The organism is Streptomyces katrae, assembly GCF_000717655.1.
Lineage (GTDB): Bacteria > Actinomycetota > Actinomycetes > Streptomycetales > Streptomycetaceae > Streptomyces > Streptomyces katrae_B.
Genome location: NZ_JNZY01000009.1, coordinates 1 through 14662, shown reverse-complemented (window position 1 = coordinate 14662; position 14662 = coordinate 1). Strand labels below are relative to the sequence as shown.

The 14662-nt window shown below is 71.9% G+C and carries 14 protein-coding genes and 2 pseudogenes; 10 read left to right on the top strand and 6 right to left on the bottom strand.

What is annotated here, in order from left to right; translation table 11 throughout:
• Positions 1-19: 19 nt before the first annotated feature.
• Positions 20-1564, bottom strand: a complete 1545-nt coding sequence (locus IF09_RS0112820; RefSeq protein WP_030295032.1) for an MFS transporter — start codon at positions 1562-1564, stop codon at positions 20-22.
• A gap of 89 nt (positions 1565-1653) precedes the next feature.
• Here IF09_RS0112820 and IF09_RS0112815 point away from each other — a divergent pair, with 89 nt between their 5' ends.
• Positions 1654-2253, top strand: a complete 600-nt coding sequence (locus tag IF09_RS0112815; protein WP_051832402.1) for a TetR/AcrR family transcriptional regulator — start codon at positions 1654-1656, stop codon at positions 2251-2253.
• A 69-nt stretch (positions 2254-2322) separates the two neighbouring features.
• On the opposite strand, the gene IF09_RS0112810 is transcribed toward IF09_RS0112815, so the two are convergent.
• Positions 2323-3453, bottom strand: a complete 1131-nt coding sequence (locus IF09_RS0112810; protein ID WP_030295026.1) for a helix-turn-helix domain-containing protein — start codon at positions 3451-3453, stop codon at positions 2323-2325.
• Positions 3454-3652: 199 nt separating this feature from the next.
• Here IF09_RS0112810 and IF09_RS0112805 point away from each other — a divergent pair, with 199 nt between their 5' ends.
• Both IF09_RS0112805 and pruA read left to right on the top strand, forming a co-directional pair.
• Positions 3653-4579 (top strand): proline dehydrogenase family protein, encoded by a 927-nt coding sequence (locus tag IF09_RS0112805; protein ID WP_030295023.1) that lies wholly within the window; start codon positions 3653-3655, stop codon positions 4577-4579.
• A 31-nt stretch (positions 4580-4610) separates the two neighbouring features.
• Positions 4611-6242, top strand: a complete 1632-nt coding sequence (pruA, locus tag IF09_RS0112800) for an L-glutamate gamma-semialdehyde dehydrogenase (protein WP_030295021.1) — start codon at positions 4611-4613, stop codon at positions 6240-6242.
• 80 nt (positions 6243-6322) lie between these two features.
• Here the strand turns inward: pruA and IF09_RS0112795 are convergent, their stop codons facing one another.
• Entirely contained in the window at positions 6323-7249 is a 927-nt protein-coding gene (locus tag IF09_RS0112795; RefSeq protein WP_030295019.1) for a quinone oxidoreductase family protein, read from the bottom strand.
• An 89-nt stretch (positions 7250-7338) separates the two neighbouring features.
• Between IF09_RS0112795 and IF09_RS0112790 the strand changes: the two genes are divergently transcribed.
• Positions 7339-7770, top strand: a complete 432-nt coding sequence (locus IF09_RS0112790; protein ID WP_030295014.1) for a MarR family winged helix-turn-helix transcriptional regulator — start codon at positions 7339-7341, stop codon at positions 7768-7770.
• Positions 7771-7857: 87 nt separating this feature from the next.
• On the opposite strand, the gene IF09_RS0112785 is transcribed toward IF09_RS0112790, so the two are convergent.
• Complete coding sequence (locus IF09_RS0112785; RefSeq protein ID WP_030295012.1) at positions 7858-8559, bottom strand: nitroreductase family protein; 702 nt, start codon at positions 8557-8559, stop codon at positions 7858-7860.
• A gap of 174 nt (positions 8560-8733) precedes the next feature.
• Between IF09_RS0112785 and IF09_RS47925 the strand changes: the two are divergent.
• From IF09_RS47925 to IF09_RS0112775, 3 genes and pseudogenes are all read left to right on the top strand, one after another.
• Positions 8734-8844: pseudogene (locus tag IF09_RS47925) on the top strand (tyrosine-protein phosphatase); the annotation flags it as partial.
• A gap of 83 nt (positions 8845-8927) precedes the next feature.
• On the top strand, positions 8928-9353 hold the full coding sequence (locus IF09_RS42360; RefSeq protein ID WP_051832401.1) for a tyrosine-protein phosphatase: 426 nt from the start codon (positions 8928-8930) through the stop codon (positions 9351-9353).
• Complete coding sequence (locus tag IF09_RS0112775) at positions 9350-9895, top strand: GNAT family N-acetyltransferase (RefSeq protein ID WP_030295010.1); 546 nt, start codon at positions 9350-9352, stop codon at positions 9893-9895. The genes IF09_RS42360 and IF09_RS0112775 overlap by 4 nt, the downstream gene beginning before the upstream one ends.
• Positions 9896-9915: 20 nt before the next feature.
• Here IF09_RS0112775 and IF09_RS0112770 read toward each other — a convergent pair whose 3' ends face one another.
• Complete coding sequence (locus IF09_RS0112770) at positions 9916-11943, bottom strand: phosphocholine-specific phospholipase C (protein WP_030295008.1); 2028 nt, start codon at positions 11941-11943, stop codon at positions 9916-9918.
• Positions 11944-12062: 119 nt separating this feature from the next.
• Positions 12063-13079: an NADP-dependent oxidoreductase gene (locus IF09_RS0112765; protein WP_030295002.1), complete on the bottom strand. Its 1017-nt coding sequence runs from the start codon at positions 13077-13079 to the stop codon at positions 12063-12065.
• 101 nt (positions 13080-13180) lie between these two features.
• Here IF09_RS0112765 and IF09_RS0112760 point away from each other — a divergent pair, with 101 nt between their 5' ends.
• The 3 genes and pseudogenes from IF09_RS0112760 to IF09_RS44650 form a co-directional block, all read left to right on the top strand.
• Complete coding sequence (locus tag IF09_RS0112760; protein WP_030295000.1) at positions 13181-14065, top strand: LysR family transcriptional regulator; 885 nt, start codon at positions 13181-13183, stop codon at positions 14063-14065.
• Positions 14066-14325: 260 nt separating this feature from the next.
• A complete protein-coding gene (locus IF09_RS47920) occupies positions 14326-14454 on the top strand; it encodes a hypothetical protein (protein WP_266625109.1) in 129 nt (42 codons plus the stop codon).
• A gap of 85 nt (positions 14455-14539) precedes the next feature.
• Positions 14540-14662 (top strand): annotated as a pseudogene (locus tag IF09_RS44650) (isocitrate/isopropylmalate family dehydrogenase); the annotation flags it as partial.

Here is a 14662-nt window from a genome sequence, read left to right as displayed (position 1 = left end):
CCGTCCGGCCGTACGGGGCTCAGCCGGCGAGGGGCGCGGGCTGCTCGGGGGCCTGGCCGGCGGGCTGCGCGGCCGGGGCGGGGGCGCCGAGCCCCCGCGTCAGGGCCACCGCGAGGACGCCGCCCGCGAGCAGCATGGCCGCACCGCCCCAGGCCGCGTACTGCATGCCGTGGACGAAGGCCTCCCGGGCCAGGGCCAGCACCTGCTCGCCGGCGGCACCGCCGAGCTGGTGGGCGGTGGCCACGGCGCCGCCCAGGGTCTCCCGTACGGCAGGCTCCGCACCCGGCAGATCGGAGCGGTAGACGGCGGTGCCGAGGCTGCCGAGGACCGCCATGCCCAGCGCCCCGCCGAACTCCGACCCGGTCTCCAGCAGGGAGGCGGCGGACCCGGCCTTCTCGGCGGGAGCGAAGGCGAGGGCCATGTCGGAGACCAGGGACATCACGGTGACGAGGCCGGAGGCCAGCACGCCGGCGCCGGTGAGCAGCAGCCACAGGGAGTCGCTGCCGACCAGGCTGATCAGGCCGAACCCGCCGGCGGCGAGGACGAAGCCGCCGGCAATGACGTACGCCCGGTCGGTCTTCTGGGCCAGGGCGGCGCTGACCGGGGCGGCGGCGCCGATGACGAGCGAAGGCGCGAGGCTCCACAGGGCGGCTTCCAGCGTGCCCATGCCGAGCACGGACTGCAGGTACTGGGTGGTGAAGTAGGCCGAGCCCATCATCGCGAACGCGGCGATGGTGTTGAGGGCGATGCCCGCACCGAACCCGCGGCCCCGGAAGAGGGCCCGGGCGACCATGGCGTCGTCACGGCTGCGCTGGCGGCGGACGAAGACGAACCCGAAGGCCAGGCCCACGGCCACCGAGAGCGCGTAGAGCGGTTCGAGGCCCTCGGCGGCGATCTCCTTGAGGCCGTACACGACCGGGAGCACGGCGGCCGTCGACAGTGGGACGCTCAGCAGGTCGAAGCGGCCGGGGGCGGGGTCCTTGAACTCGGGGACCAGCACCGGGACGAGGACCAGCAGGAGCAGCATCGCGGGCACGTTGATCAGGAAGACCGAACCCCACCAGAAGTGGTTCAGCATCACGCCGCTCAGCACCGAGCCGAGGGCGATCCCGCCGGTCATGGCGCCGGACCAGATGGCGATGGCCTGGCTGCGCTGCCTGGCGTCCCGGAACAGGTTGCGTACGAGCGCCAGCGTGGAGGGCATCAGGGTCGCGCCGCCGATCCCGAGCAGGACGCGGGCCGCGATCAGCATCTCGGCGCTGGTGGCGTAGGCGGCGCCGACGGAGGCGAGACCGAAGGCGGTCGCCCCCATCAGCAGCAGCTTGCGGCGGCCGATCCGGTCACCGAGCGAACCCATGGTGATGAGCAGCCCCGCGAGGGCGAAAGCGTAGCTGTCGAAGATCCAGAGCTGCTGGGTGGCGCTCGGGTCGAGCTCCCGGGTGATGGCCGGGATGGCGAAGTAGAGGACGGAGACGTCCATCGAGACCAGGAGCAGGGGCAGCAGGAGGACGGTGAAGGCGGTCCATTCCCGGCGGCCGGCGAGACGTGCTGCGGAGTTCGTCATGAGCAGCAATGTACAAGCGTCATAAACGCTTGTCTAGTACGGGCGTATAGAACGCTTGTCTGTGACGGTTGTCTTGATACGGTGAGGGCATGGGACACCGTGAAGATCTGCTCGAAGGCGCCAAGAAGTGCCTGGTCGAAAAGGGTTTCGTGCGGACGACCGCGCGCGACATCGTCAACGCCTCCGGGGCGAACCTGGCGTCGATCGGCTACCACTACGGCTCGAAGGATGCCCTGCTGACGCAGGCTTACGTCGAACTCGCGCAGGAGTGGGGCGACTCCTTCTCGCCTGAGGTGACCGGCGAAGGAGGCTCGCTGGAACGCTTCCGCTCCGTGTGGGACGGCGTGATCGGCCGTCAGGAGGAGTCGGCTCCGATGTGGGCGGCCAGCATGGAGGTCGCGCTCAGCCGTGACCGGCTGCCGGAGCTGCGGGCGATGCTGGCGGCCTCGCAGGGCGAGGGCCGCCGGGGGCTGATCGCGCTGATCACCGGCATCGCCGAGGAGGACCTCGACGAGCGGGACGAGCGGACGCTCGGCGGGCTGTACGAGGCCCTGCTGACCGGAGTGATGGCGCAGTGGCTGTTCAACCCGGAAGGCGCGGTCACCGCCGAGGAGTTGACGGAGGGCATGCGGCGCACCGCGGAGATGATGAGGAAGGGCGAGGGCGAGGGCGAGAACGGCACGGCCTGAGCCGCGGTCGGGCCCTCGGCCCGGAGGACGGGCCGGCAGGCCCCTGGCGGTGACCCCGCGGAGCTGCGATCAGCCGTGCAGGCGGGCCGCCTTGAGGGCCATGTGGAGCAGCAGGCGGTCCTCGCCCTCGGCCAGGTCCAGGCCGGTCAGCTGTTCCACCCGGGCCAGCCGGTAGTACAGGGTCTGGCGGTGGATGCCCAGGGCCGCCGCCGCGCGGCCCGCCTGGCCCGCGCAGTCGAGGAACAGCTCGGCGGTCCGGGCGAGTTCCCGGTGCGCGGGGCCGAGCAGGACCCGGGTCGCCGGGTCGCCCTCCCGGTCGGCGGCCGCGAGCGCCGCCAGCATCCGGTACGGGCCGATCGCCGACCACTGGGCCACCGGGCCGAACCGGGGCTGGGCCGCGGCCGCCTGCGCCGCCGCCGAGGCCTCCGCCCAGGCGTCGGGCAGCGCGGTCAGCTCCCGGCGGGGCTCCGCGATCCCGGCGGTCGCCGCACCGCCCGCCAGCAGGCGCGTCGCGACGCCGACGGCGGGGACGAGCACTTCCGCCGAGCGGAGCCTGACCAGTACGGCGAGTGCCTGCCGCCCCGGCAGGGCGACCGTGCACACCGCCGCCGTGCCCGGTACCGCCGCCGGGGCCTCGCCGGCCCACGGCGTCACGCACACCACCGCGTGCAGCCCGTCCGCCCCCGGACCGAGCGCCACCCGGAGCGCGGCCACCGCCATGTCCTGCTGCCATCCCCGGCCGGCCGTGAGCACCGCCCGGAACTCCCGGGACAGGTCGGCCCCCGCCTTCGCCTCCTCGGCGAGCAGGATCCCGATCCGCTCGGCCACCTCCATGGCCGCCGCCAGGACCTCCGGCCCGGGGCCCGGCTCCTGGTCGAGGAGCCATACGTAGCCCTGCACGATCCCGCGGTACCGCACCGGCAGGCAGATCCGCCCCCGGAAGACCCCTGCGTCGGGCGCCGCCGGGATCCGTACCGGTCCGGTGGCCCGCGCGATGCCGAAGCCCTCGAACCAGGCCCGTACGGCCGCCGTCGACTGGCGGGTCAGGATCGAGCGGGTGCGGACCGGGTCCATCGCCAGATCGTCGTCGCTGTCGTGCGCGCCGAAGGCGATGAGGCGGAAGTCCCGGTTCTCCAGGGTCGCCGGGGCGCCGAGAAGCGCCGAGATCTCATCCACCAGGTCCTGGTAATCGCCCTTCACCCGGACATTCTCCCACCCGGAAACCCGATCTTCAGACAGATGTATGAGATCGGGGACACGGATGCGTGACAGCTGTCGATGGCAGAGGATCAAAGCGATCCTTAGGTTTCACGGTGGTTTTACTTGCGTTTTCCTTACGGACCCCGCCCGCCCCCGCGCGGACCGTATGCCTGTCTCTGCCACCTGTTGGAGGTGCCCCGTGCTGGGTCCCGCGATCCTCGCCGCTTCGCGCAGCGACAAGATGCGCCGAATCGTCTCTGCCGCCCCGGTGACCAAGCCCGTGGTGAACCGGTTCATCCCCGGCGAGACGGTCGACCAGGTCATCCCGATCGTCGTGGACCTCACGGAGAAGGGCCTGGAGCTCACGCTCGACGTGGTGGGCGAGGACATCACCACCGTGGAGCAGTCCTACGCCGCGCGTGACGCCTACCTCGAGCTGATCGAGCACCTGGCCGGCCTGGGCCTCGGCGAGAAGGCCGAGATGTCGGTCAAGCTGTCGATGTTCGGCCAGGCGCTGGAGGGCGGCCACGAGCTCGCGCTCGCCAACGTCCGCCCGGTCGTCGAGGCCGCCGCCGCCATCGGAACCACCGTCACGCTGGACGCCGAGGACCACACCACCCTCGACTCGATGTTCGCCATCCACGAGGAGCTGCGCCGGGACTTCCCGCAGACCGGCTGCGTGATCCAGGCGTACCTCTTCCGCACCGAGGCCGACGCCCGCCGCCTGGCCGCCGCCGGCAGCCGCGTCCGGATCGTGAAGGGCGCGTACAAGGAGCCCGCCGAGGTCGCGTACCAGGACAAGGCCGAGATCGACAAGGCGTACGTCCGCATCCTGAAGACGCTGATGGAGGGCGAGGGCTACCCGATGATCGGGTCGCACGATCCGCGCCTCATCGCCATCGCGCAGGAGCTCGCCCGCAAGGCCGGGCGCAAGCTGGACGAGTACGAGTTCCAGATGCTGTACGGCATCCGCAGCGAGGAGCACCTGAGGCTCGCCGCCGAGGGCCACCGCATGCGCGTCTACACCGCGTACGGGACGGACTGGTACGGCTACTTCATGCGGCGCCTCGCCGAGAAGCCGGCCAACCTCCTGTTCTTCCTCCGCTCGATGATCACCAAGAACTAGCCAAGAACCAGGTCAAGGAGTTACCAGTCCCATGGATGCTGTGACCCAGGTCCCCGCGCCGGTCAACGAGCCGGTCCACTCGTACGCCCCCGGCACCCCGGAGCGCGCGCGTCTCGAAACGCAGCTCAAGCAGCTGTCCGAGAACCCGATCGACCTCCCGATGACGATCAACGGCGTCAAGCGCATGGGCGGGGGCGAGCGCTTCGACGTGGTCCAGCCGCACGACCACAAGTCCGTGCTCGGCACCTACGCCAACGCCACCCGGGCCGACGCCCAGGAGGCCGTCGACGCCGCCCTGGCCGCCGCCCCGGCCTGGCGCGCGATGTCCTTCGACGACCGCGCCGCGATCATCCTGCGCGCCGCCGAGCTGCTGTCCGGCCCGTGGCGCGAGAAGCTGGCCGCCTCCACCATGCTGGGCCAGTCGAAGACCGCGCAGCAGGCCGAGATCGACACCCCGTGCGAGCTCGTCGACTTCTGGCGCTTCAACGTCCACTTCGCCCGCCAGATCCTGGCCGAGCAGCCGGTCGCGAACTCCGCCGGCGTGTGGAACCGCAGCGACCACCGCCCGCTCGAGGGCTTCGTCTACGCGATCACGCCGTTCAACTTCACGGCCATCGCCGGCAACCTGCCGACCGCCCCCGCCCTGATGGGCAACGTGGTCGTCTGGAAGCCGTCCCCGACGCAGACCCACTCCGCGGTCCTCCTCATGGAGCTCCTGGAGGAGGCCGGCCTGCCGAAGGGCGTCATCAACCTGGTGACGGGCGACGGCATCGCCGTGTCCGAGGTGGCCCTGAACCACCCCGAGCTGGCCGGCATCCACTTCACGGGTTCGACCAAGACCTTCCAGTACCTGTGGAAGACGGTCGGCAACAACATCGAGAAGTACAAGTCCTACCCGCGCCTCGTCGGTGAGACCGGCGGCAAGGACTTCGTCGTCGCACACCCGTCCGCGGACCGCGCCGTCCTGAAGACCGCCCTGACCCGCGGTTCCTTCGAGTTCCAGGGCCAGAAGTGCTCGGCGTCCTCGCGCGCCTACATCCCGGCCTCGATCTGGAACGACGGCTTCAAGGAGGCCTTCGCGGCCGAGGTCGACGGCATCGCCATGGGTGACGTCCGCGACCTGACCAACTTCATCGGCGCCGTCATCGACGAGCGTTCGTTCGCGAAGAACAAGGCTGCGATCGACCGGGCCAAGGCCGACCCGACCTGCGAGATCATCGCCGGTGGCACGTACGACGACTCGGAGGGCTACTTCGTCCGCCCGACCGTCATCGCGTGCACCGACCCGGAGAACGAGGTCTTCACGACCGAGTACTTCGGCCCGATCCTGGCGGTCCACGTCTACGAGGACGCCGACTTCGACGCGATGCTGGCGCAGATGGAGTCCGTCTCGGCGTACGCGCTGACCGGCTCGGTCATCGCCGCCGACCGCTACGCGGCCGCGGACGCGATGGAGAAGCTCCGCTTCGCGGCGGGCAACTTCTACATCAACGACAAGTCGACCGGCGCCGTCGTCGGCCAGCAGCCCTTCGGCGGCGGCCGGGCCTCGGGTACGAACGACAAGGCGGGCGCCGCGTCGAACCTGATGCGCTGGACCTCGACGCGCTCCATCAAGGAGACCCTGGTCGCGCCGACGGACTACGCATACCCGCACATGGGCTGATCCTGCCCCGCTGAACCCCGCCCCCGTTCCGGTACCCCCAAGTCCGGAACGGGGGCGGTTCCAGTTGTGCCGATGTCCGGTCAGGGGAGCAGGACCACCTTGCCGAGGTTGCGCCGCTCCTCGATGATCCGGTGCGCACGGACCGCCTCGGCCAGCGGGATCTCGCCGTGCACGGCGGGGCGCAGCGAGCCGTCCGCGTACGCCTCCCACAGCTCGCGCCGCCAGCCCTCGTACACCTCGGGCCGGCCTTGCGCGACGGCCCGGATCTGGAAGCCGATCACCGAGGCGCCGCGCACGAGCAGCTCGTACGCTTCCACCGTGCCGCCGCCGGAGCCGTACGCGACGAGCCGCCCGCCCGTGGCCAGGGCCCGCACGGCGGGGCCGAGCAGCTCGCCGCCGACTCCGTCGAGGACCACGTCGTACGGATCGCCCCAGGCGGCGGGGTCCTCGTACAGCACGACCTCGTCGGCGCCGAGGCTCCGGGCGAAGCCGGCCTTGTCCGGGCTGGACACGGCGGCGACCAGCCGGCCCGCCCCGCGCGCCCGGGCCAGCTGGAGCGCGAGGCTGCCGACCCCGCTCGCGGCGGCCGTGACCAGTACGGATTCACCAGGGCGGACCTGCCCGGCCTCCCAGGCGCCGCGGGCGACGAGTCCGCTGCGCACGAGCGCGACGGCGTCCACGGAGCCGACCCCGTCGGGGACGGCGGAGGCGAAGGGCGCCCCGAGGAGCGCATACTCGGCGTACGCGTGGCCGAAGCACAGCCCGGTGACCCGGTCCCCGACGGCGAAGCCCGTGACTCCCTCGCCGAGCGCGGCGACGCTCCCCGCGACCTCCCCGCCGAGCGGTACGGCCCCGCCGCCCTCCCGCACCTTGCGCACGACGGGCAGGGTCACCCCGACGGCCTCGACCGCGACGAGCAACTCCCCGGGGCCGGGGACGGGCACGTCGGCCTCCTCGGCGGACAACGGCTCGGGGCCGCCGTTGACGTCATGGCGGATGCGCAGCACAGGACCTCCCGGACCGTGTCGGATTCATTGGGTTCCCCAACGATATAGGGAAATCGTAGGGACTCCCAACGAATTGCTAGGCTGGGCCCATGAAGTCGGCCCTCGCGCACATCCAGTCCCTGCCGAGCTGGCTCGTCGGCCGGGTCGCGGACCGCGGCCGGAGCCTGGTCGCCGAGGCGCTGGCCGCGGAGGGGCTGAGGCTCGGGCACCAAGCGGTGCTGGCTGCGACCGCCGAGTACGGCCCCGTGGCCCAGGCCGACCTCGGCCGCCGCCTCGGCATCGACCCCAAGGACCTGGTCGGCCTCCTCAACCACCTGGAAGCCGCCGGCCTCGTCCTGCGCGCCCCGAACCCGGCGGACCGCCGCAAGAACGCCGTCACCCTCACCCCGGCAGGCGCGTCCACCCTCACCCGCTGCGCCTCCCTGGCCGAAACGGCGAACGCCGATCTCCTGGCCCCGTTGACCCCGGCGGAGCGCACCACCCTGATGGCCTTGCTGACCCGGGTCCACGAGGCGTCGTAGAGCCGTCGGGTAAGTCCCGTCACCCTGGCGCCGGTTGCCGCGTACGCCGACGCGGGGGTGGAGGGTCTGCCCGTCGGCGGGGAAGGGCTAGACCTCGACCAGGACCTGGTCCAGGGATTTGCGGGTCAGGGCCGGGACCTCGCAGTCGTCCGCGGGGTAGCCGACCGGGATGACGGCGAAGGCCTTCTCGTTCTGCGGGCGGTGCAGGACGTGGGAGAGGAAGCGCATCGGGCTCGGGGTGTGGATCAGGGCCGCGAGGCCGCTGAGGTGGAGCGCGGTCAGGAGCATGCCGACCGCGATGCCGACCGACTCGTCGACGTAGTAGTGCTTGCGCTTCGTGCCGTCCGGGCCGAGCCAGTAGCGCTGCTGGAACACGACGACCAGCGCGGGGGCATCGGTGAGGTGGGTCTTGACCGCGTCCGTCCCGAGGGGGCGCAGGGCCGCGAGCCACTCGTCGCCGAGGCGGCCGTCGTAGGAGATCAGCTCCTCCTGCTCGGCGGCGTCGCGGATCTGCCGCCGTACGGCCGGGTCCTTGACCAGCACGAAGGTCCAGGGCTGCTGGTGGGCCCCCGATGGCGCGGTCGCCGCGCACGCGATGGCATCCCGGACGACCTGTTCCGGGACGGGGTCGGGGGAGAACCGGCGGACCGTCCGCCGCTCGCCCATGCGTGCCCGCAACTCCGCGGCGCGCGCGAGCGATTCCGCGCTCGGCATCCGCTCGGGCCGGTAGGCGACGGGGCGATACGGCTCGCCGTGGGTCGGGGTCCACTGCTGGGTCTCGGGCGACATGGACAGATCTTCACGCGGGGAACCGCGCGGGGCCAGCGTCCCGTCATGACCGATTGTCCGTTGTGTGCTGACAGGGGGAGCTATGGACATGTCGAACGCCGGTCGAATCCTCGACTGGGAGGGCTGCTTCAACGTCCGTGACCTCGGCGGGCTCGGCCGGTCCGGCCCGGCGCCCTGGTACGCGCCGACGCCCTCGACCGGCTCACCGCCCGGGGGTGGACCAGCCTCACCGACCACGGGGTGCGCACTGTCGTCGACCTGCGCAACGACGATGAGGCCGGGGTGGACCACGCGCCCCGCCCGGCCGCCCTGACCACCGTCCGCATCCCCCTCGACGGGATCGAGGACCGGGAGTTCCGGGACGTCTGGTGGGGGACGGGGGTTTCGCGACGCCCGCCTGTTTCCGGCCTTTCCTCGCCCGCTTCCCCGAACGCGTGGCCGCCGTCGCCGCGGCCGTCGCAGGGGCCCCGCCCGGCGGGGTGGTCTTCCACTGCGGCCTCGGCCGCGACCGCACCGGCATCATCGCCTTGGTGCTGCTGAGGCTGATGGGCGCGAGCCCCGAGGAGATCGCCGCCGACCACGGGCTGAGCGAGCCGCGGGTGCGCGCGATGTACGCCGCGCAGGGCCGCCCGTACGACAGCCGCGAGATCGAGGAGTACACGGCCGCACTGGGCACCACCGTCCACGCGCTGGCCCGCTCCACTGCGGCCTGGCTGAAGCCACAGGAGTACCTGCGGGTGGGCGGGACGGGCGATGCGGAGCTCGCCGTGTTGCGCGGCAGACTGGGGGCATGAGCGACACCGGCACCCACCTCGCCCACACCTCCCAGCTCGGGGCGGACGTCCTCGGCGAGGTACGCGTCCTGCTCGGCGGTGCCTTCGACGGGGACTTCGGCGACGAGGACTTCGAGCACGCGCTCGGCGGCATGCACGTGCTCGTGCGCGAGGGCGGGGAGCTCGTCGCGCACGGGAGCGTGGTGCAGCGGCGCGTACTGCACCGGGGACGGGCCCTGCGGACCGGATACGTCGAGGCCGTGGCCGTACGGGCGGACCGGCGCCGGCGCGGTCTCGGCGGGCAGGTGATGGCCGGGCTCGAGGGCGTCATCGAGCGGGCCTACGTACTCGGGGCCCTGTCGGCCTCCGACGACGGGGCCCGGCTGTACGCGGGACGGGGGTGGGCCGTGTGGGGCGGACGGATCGGGGTGCTGTCCCCCGCCGGGCCGGTGCGGCTCGCCGAGGAGGAGGGGTCCACGTACGTATGGCTGCCGCCCGGCGGGGTGTTGGGGGATCCCGCCGGGCGGCTCGACTTCGACTGGCGTGACGGGGACGTGCTGTAGGCCGTCGGCCCGGGATGCCGTCAGCCCGAGATGCTGGGCGTGCCCGTCTCGATGTGGCCCGTGTAGCGGCGCGACCAGGTGCCGTCGTTGTCCGCGAGGATCGTGAAGTCGTACCAGCCGTCGTTGTAGGCGACCGCGTTGAAGTAGTCCTCGCGCGAGGAGTTCGCCGGGACGGTGTACGTCCACGGGCCGTCCGAGCGGTAGGCGTTCGAGCGGATCGTGAAGGTGACCGGCGCGGCCGACGTGTTCGCCATCTTGAAGTAGACCGCCGTCTTGCCCGTGCCCGGCTCCACCGCGAAGCGGGCCGCCACCTCGATCGCCTTGCCCGCCTTCGACGCGTCGCCGATGAACCGGCGCAGGAACCGGTTCGGCCCGTACATCGAGATGTCGTACTTGCCGGAGCCGCTGCCGAGCCCGATGTTGAAGTAGTCCGTCGACGTCGCGCCCGGGTCGACCGTGTACTGCCAGGCCGCGGTGTCCCGGTACTGGTGCGGGTGGATCGAGAAGTGCGCCGGCCGCTTCGCCTGCGCGCCCTGGTTGGTCATCGAGAACCAGGCCAGGATCTTGCCGGCCGCCCCGAACTCGAAGCGGTCCAGGTTGCCGTTCACCTGGTACGGAAGGGCCCGCGCGGGGCGCGTGCCGGCCTCCTGCGCCGGGAGCGCGTTGTCCTGCGGCGCCGGGTTGGGCAGCGGGCCGCAGGTCGACTGGCCGATGACCTTCGCGGTCGAGGGCAGCCCGGACGGCACCCCGTACACCGGGTGCGCGAAGTCGAAGACGCCCGTCAGGTCGCCCACCACCTTGCGGCGCCAGGCGCTGATGTTCGGGCAGGTCGCCGGGGTGCCGAGGGCGGCCGTCCAGGTCTCCATGAAGCGGAGCACCGAGGTGTGGTCGAAGACCTCCGAGCTCACCCAGCCGCCGCGCGTCCACGGGGACATGACCAGCATCGGCACGCGGAAGCCGAGACCGACCGGGGTGCCGTCGATGTACTCGCCCGGGGTGCCGGGCGGGGCGACCGGCGGGGGGACGTGGTCGAAGAAGCCGTCGTTCTCGTCGTAGTTCAGGAAGAGGACGGTGGAGTCGAAGACCTCGGGGTTCGCGGCCAGCGCGCGGTAGACCAGGTCCACGAAGTGCGCGCCGTCGCCGGGCGGGGCGTACGGGTGCTCGGAGAAGGCCTCGTTCGCGACGACCCAGGAGACCTGCGGCAGGGTGCCGGCGACGACGTCCGCGCGGATGGCGGCCGCGATGTCGTCGGGGGTGGAGCCGGTGACCTTCGGGACGGAGCCCATGCCGCGGTCCCACAGAGGGGTGCCGGGCGCCGCGTCCGTGAACTTCTTGAAGTAGGCGAGGCCGTTGTCCCCGTAGTTGTCCTGGGCGTTCTGGTAGACCTTCCAGCTCATGCCGGCGCGCTGCAGGGCCTCCGCGTACGTCTCCCAGGTCAGCCCGGACTCGTCGCCGCCGTCCTTGCTGCCCGCGTCGACCTTGCCGCTCCACAGGAAGGTTCGGTTCGGGCCGGTCGCGCTCAGCGTGGAGCAGAAGTACGCGTCGCAGATCGTGTAGTGGTCGGCGAGCCCGTAGTGGAACGGGATGTCGCCGCGGTCCAGGTAGCCGAGCGTGCGGGTGTTGCCGACGCCCATGACCCAGTTGTCCATGCGGCCCTTGTTCCAGGCGGCGTGCTGCGAGGTCCAGCTGTGCGGGAGGTCGCCGTTGCACTGGGCCAGGGTCTCGCCGTCCACCCCGCCCGCCGGCGGGGTGGCGCTGAGCTTCCACGGGTACTGGCGGCCGCCCCAGTTGGGCTGGTTGAACATGCCCCAGCCGCCCGGGATGTTGCCGGCGGCGCGGTCACCGAAGCCGCGGACGCCCCTCAGCCTGCCGAAGTAGTGGTCGAAACTACGGTTCTCCTGCATCAGGATCACCACGTGCTTCACGTCGGTGAGCGTGCCGTTCGCGGCGGCCGCGGCCGCCGACGTCGGCGCGATCGCCGGCAGCGCGGCACCGGCCATCAGCCCGGCGCCGATTCCCACGAAACCTCTGCGGCTGATCGGTGTCACTGGCTACTCGCCTCCAACTCAAGTGCCCCGCCGGCACATTGACGGAAAGAGTGACGGGCGCCGCGCCAAAGGTCTACATCCGTGCGGTAAGAAGTCGGTGAACATCCGGTTGGCTGGATTCAGTCCTCGAGACGGACGAGCATCTTGCCCAGATTGTCCCCGCCGAGCATGCCCAGGAAGGCGTCCACCGTGTGATCGATTCCCTGTACAACGGTGGTGTCGGTGCCGATGTGGCCGCTCTGCAGGTGCGGGACCAGGAAGTCCTCCAGCTCGTCCTGCAGATTGGTGTGGTTTCGAACCAATACGCCTTCCAGGCGCAGCGACTTGTGGACGACCTCGAAGAGGTTGCGCGGCGCGGCCGGCGAGCGGTCCCCGTTGTACATCGAGATCCCGCCGACCCAGGCGATCCGCCCGTATTCGCGCAGCACGTCGATCGCGCCCGCCAGATGGTCGCCGCCCACGTTGTCCACGTACACGTCGATGCCCTCGGGGGCGGCCTTCGCGAGCTGCTCCCCGACCGGCCCGTCGTGGTAGTCGAAGGCCGCGTCGAAGCCGAGCACCTCGGTGAGGTGTCGGACCTTCGCCGCCGAGCCCGCGCTGCCGATGATCCGGCGGGCGCCCAGCAGCCGCGCGATGCGGCCGGTCGCGGTGCCGACCCCGCCCGCGGCGGCGGAGACGAAGAGGTCCTCGCCCTCGCGCAGGGCCGCGGTCCGGGTGAGGGCGGCGTACGCGGTCAGGCCCGTGCCGCCGAGGATGCTCAGGTACGCCTCCAGCGGGACGCCCCGGTGGCCGCGCAGCTTGCGGGTGCCGTCCACGCCGAGCGTGACGAGGGCGTGCGTACGCCAGCCCTCGCGGTGGAAGACCAGGTCGCCCTCGCGCAGCCCCGGGTCGCGGGAGGCGAGCACCCGGCCCACCGCGCGGCCCTCCAGCGGCGTGTTCAGCTCGAAGCCGCCCTCGCCGCCGTCCATCAGCCCGCGGTGGTACGGGTCCACCGAGAGCAGGAGGTTCTGCACCAGGGCGGTGCCCGGGGCGGGGGAGGGCACCGGGGTCTCGACGTACGCGAAGTCGGCCGGGGAGGGGATGCCGGTGGGGCGGGCGATCAGGTGGACGGCGTGAGCGGTGCGGTTCGTGGTCATGGCGAGGACGTTAGGAAGGAATCACCGGCCCGGGCAGAGGGTTGCGTTCATGGAAGCCGCACATCCATGAACACCGCTCATAGAACGAGGTGAGAGCCGCCGTGGCCGAGCTCGCTCCGCATGAACTCCGGGTCCTGGTCGCCGTCGCCGAGACCGGCGGCTTCTCCGCCGCGGCCGCCCGGCTCGGCCTCACCCAGTCGGCCGTCTCGCACTCCGTACGCGGCAGTGAGGCCAAGGCCGGCGCGGTGCTCTTCGAGCGGGGACGCACCGGCGCCTCCCCCACCCCGGCGGGGGAGCGGGCCGTCGGACTCGCCCGCCGGATCCTGCGGCTGTACGAGGTCCTCGGCGCGGAGGCGCGCGGGGCCGGCCGGGACGCAGTGGAGGGGGTGCTGCGCATCGCGGCGTTCCGCAGCGCGGCCCTGCACCTGCTGCCCCCGGCCCTGGAGCGGCTCACGGCCCGCCACCCCGGCATCCGCCCCGAGGTCCGGGTGGTGCGCGAGCTCGGCGCCGGCACGGCCGGGGAGGTGGCCGCCGGCCGCGCCGACCTCGGCATCGCCACGCTGAACGGGACCGGACCCGTACCGGCGGAGGGCGGCGCGGCCGGCCTGCTGACCGGGGTGCTCCGCAAGGAGGCGTACGCCCTGGTCCACCCGGCCGGACACCCCGACCCGAAGAGGCTGCCCCTGCTGGACTGGGACGAGAACTGCGGCTCGTACACCCGTGACTGGTGGCAGGCCCAGGACTGGATCCCGCGGGCGACCGTCAAGGCGGAGGACGACGGGATGGTGCTGACCATGGTCGGGCGCGGACTCGGCATGGCGATCCTGCCCGAGCTCTCGCTCCGCGAGGCCACGGACGCCGTGGACATCACCGGACTGGGCCCTTCGGGGCCGGTGAGGCGCGTGGGATACGTCACCACGGCGGAATCCGCCGCCACTCTCGGCGTAAGGGCTCTGATCAGGGAACTTCGCTCCGAGACGCGCTGAACCGGATGCCCGGGAGGGGGCCTTCCGGGCGCTTGCCCGTCTCAGATAGTAGGAAGTCCGAGTAATTGCGGAGACATACAGCGGGAGCTGCCCTAGCTTTGTAGAAGCCGAACGTCTCGCCGATCCGGCGAATGGCGGCCGAGAGCGCGCGCCCCTGGCAGGCAACCCCTGCGGCGCACAGCTCCCCGCCTCTTCCGGCGCCTTGAAGGAACCCCTCATCCGTGGCTTCGCCACGCCGTGATCTCAAGGAGTCGATCACCATGACCGCATCCACCGCAGCCCGCCGCGTCCGCCACTCCTCCACGGCCGACGCCGACCGCAAGAACGCCGCCGCCGCCCTGCAGCGCGCCCTCGACCGCCGTGACAACGGCGGCTCGACCGGCCACTGAGCGGGGCCCGGCGCCTCGGGACATCTTGCGTCCACATGATGGACGCAAGATGTCTGAGGACTGGGACAGGGAGTACGGTTCCGACATGTCGACCAGCATCAATCTCGCAGTGATCCCCGGTGATGGCATCGGCCAGGAAGTCGTGGCTCAGGGCCTGAAGGTCCTTACCGCGGTCCTGCCCCAGGATGTGAAGCTGGAGACCAAGCAG

Excerpts from the sequence above, each read along its gene's own strand:
- IF09_RS0112820 (WP_030295032.1), bottom strand. The coding sequence starts at position 1,564 with ATGACGAACTCCGCAGCACGTCTCGCCGGCCGCCGGGAATGGACCGCC.
- IF09_RS0112815 (WP_051832402.1), top strand. The coding sequence starts at position 1,654 with ATGGGACACCGTGAAGATCTGCTCGAAGGCGCCAAGAAGTGCCTGGTC.
- pruA (WP_030295021.1), top strand. The coding sequence starts at position 4,611 with ATGGATGCTGTGACCCAGGTCCCCGCGCCGGTCAACGAGCCGGTCCAC.
- IF09_RS0112790 (WP_030295014.1), top strand. The coding sequence starts at position 7,339 with ATGAAGTCGGCCCTCGCGCACATCCAGTCCCTGCCGAGCTGGCTCGTC.
- IF09_RS0112785 (WP_030295012.1), bottom strand. The coding sequence starts at position 8,559 with ATGTCGCCCGAGACCCAGCAGTGGACCCCGACCCACGGCGAGCCGTAT.
- IF09_RS0112775 (WP_030295010.1), top strand. The coding sequence starts at position 9,350 with ATGAGCGACACCGGCACCCACCTCGCCCACACCTCCCAGCTCGGGGCG.
- IF09_RS0112765 (WP_030295002.1), bottom strand. The coding sequence starts at position 13,079 with ATGACCACGAACCGCACCGCTCACGCCGTCCACCTGATCGCCCGCCCC.
- IF09_RS47920 (WP_266625109.1), top strand. The coding sequence starts at position 14,326 with ATGACCGCATCCACCGCAGCCCGCCGCGTCCGCCACTCCTCCACGGCC.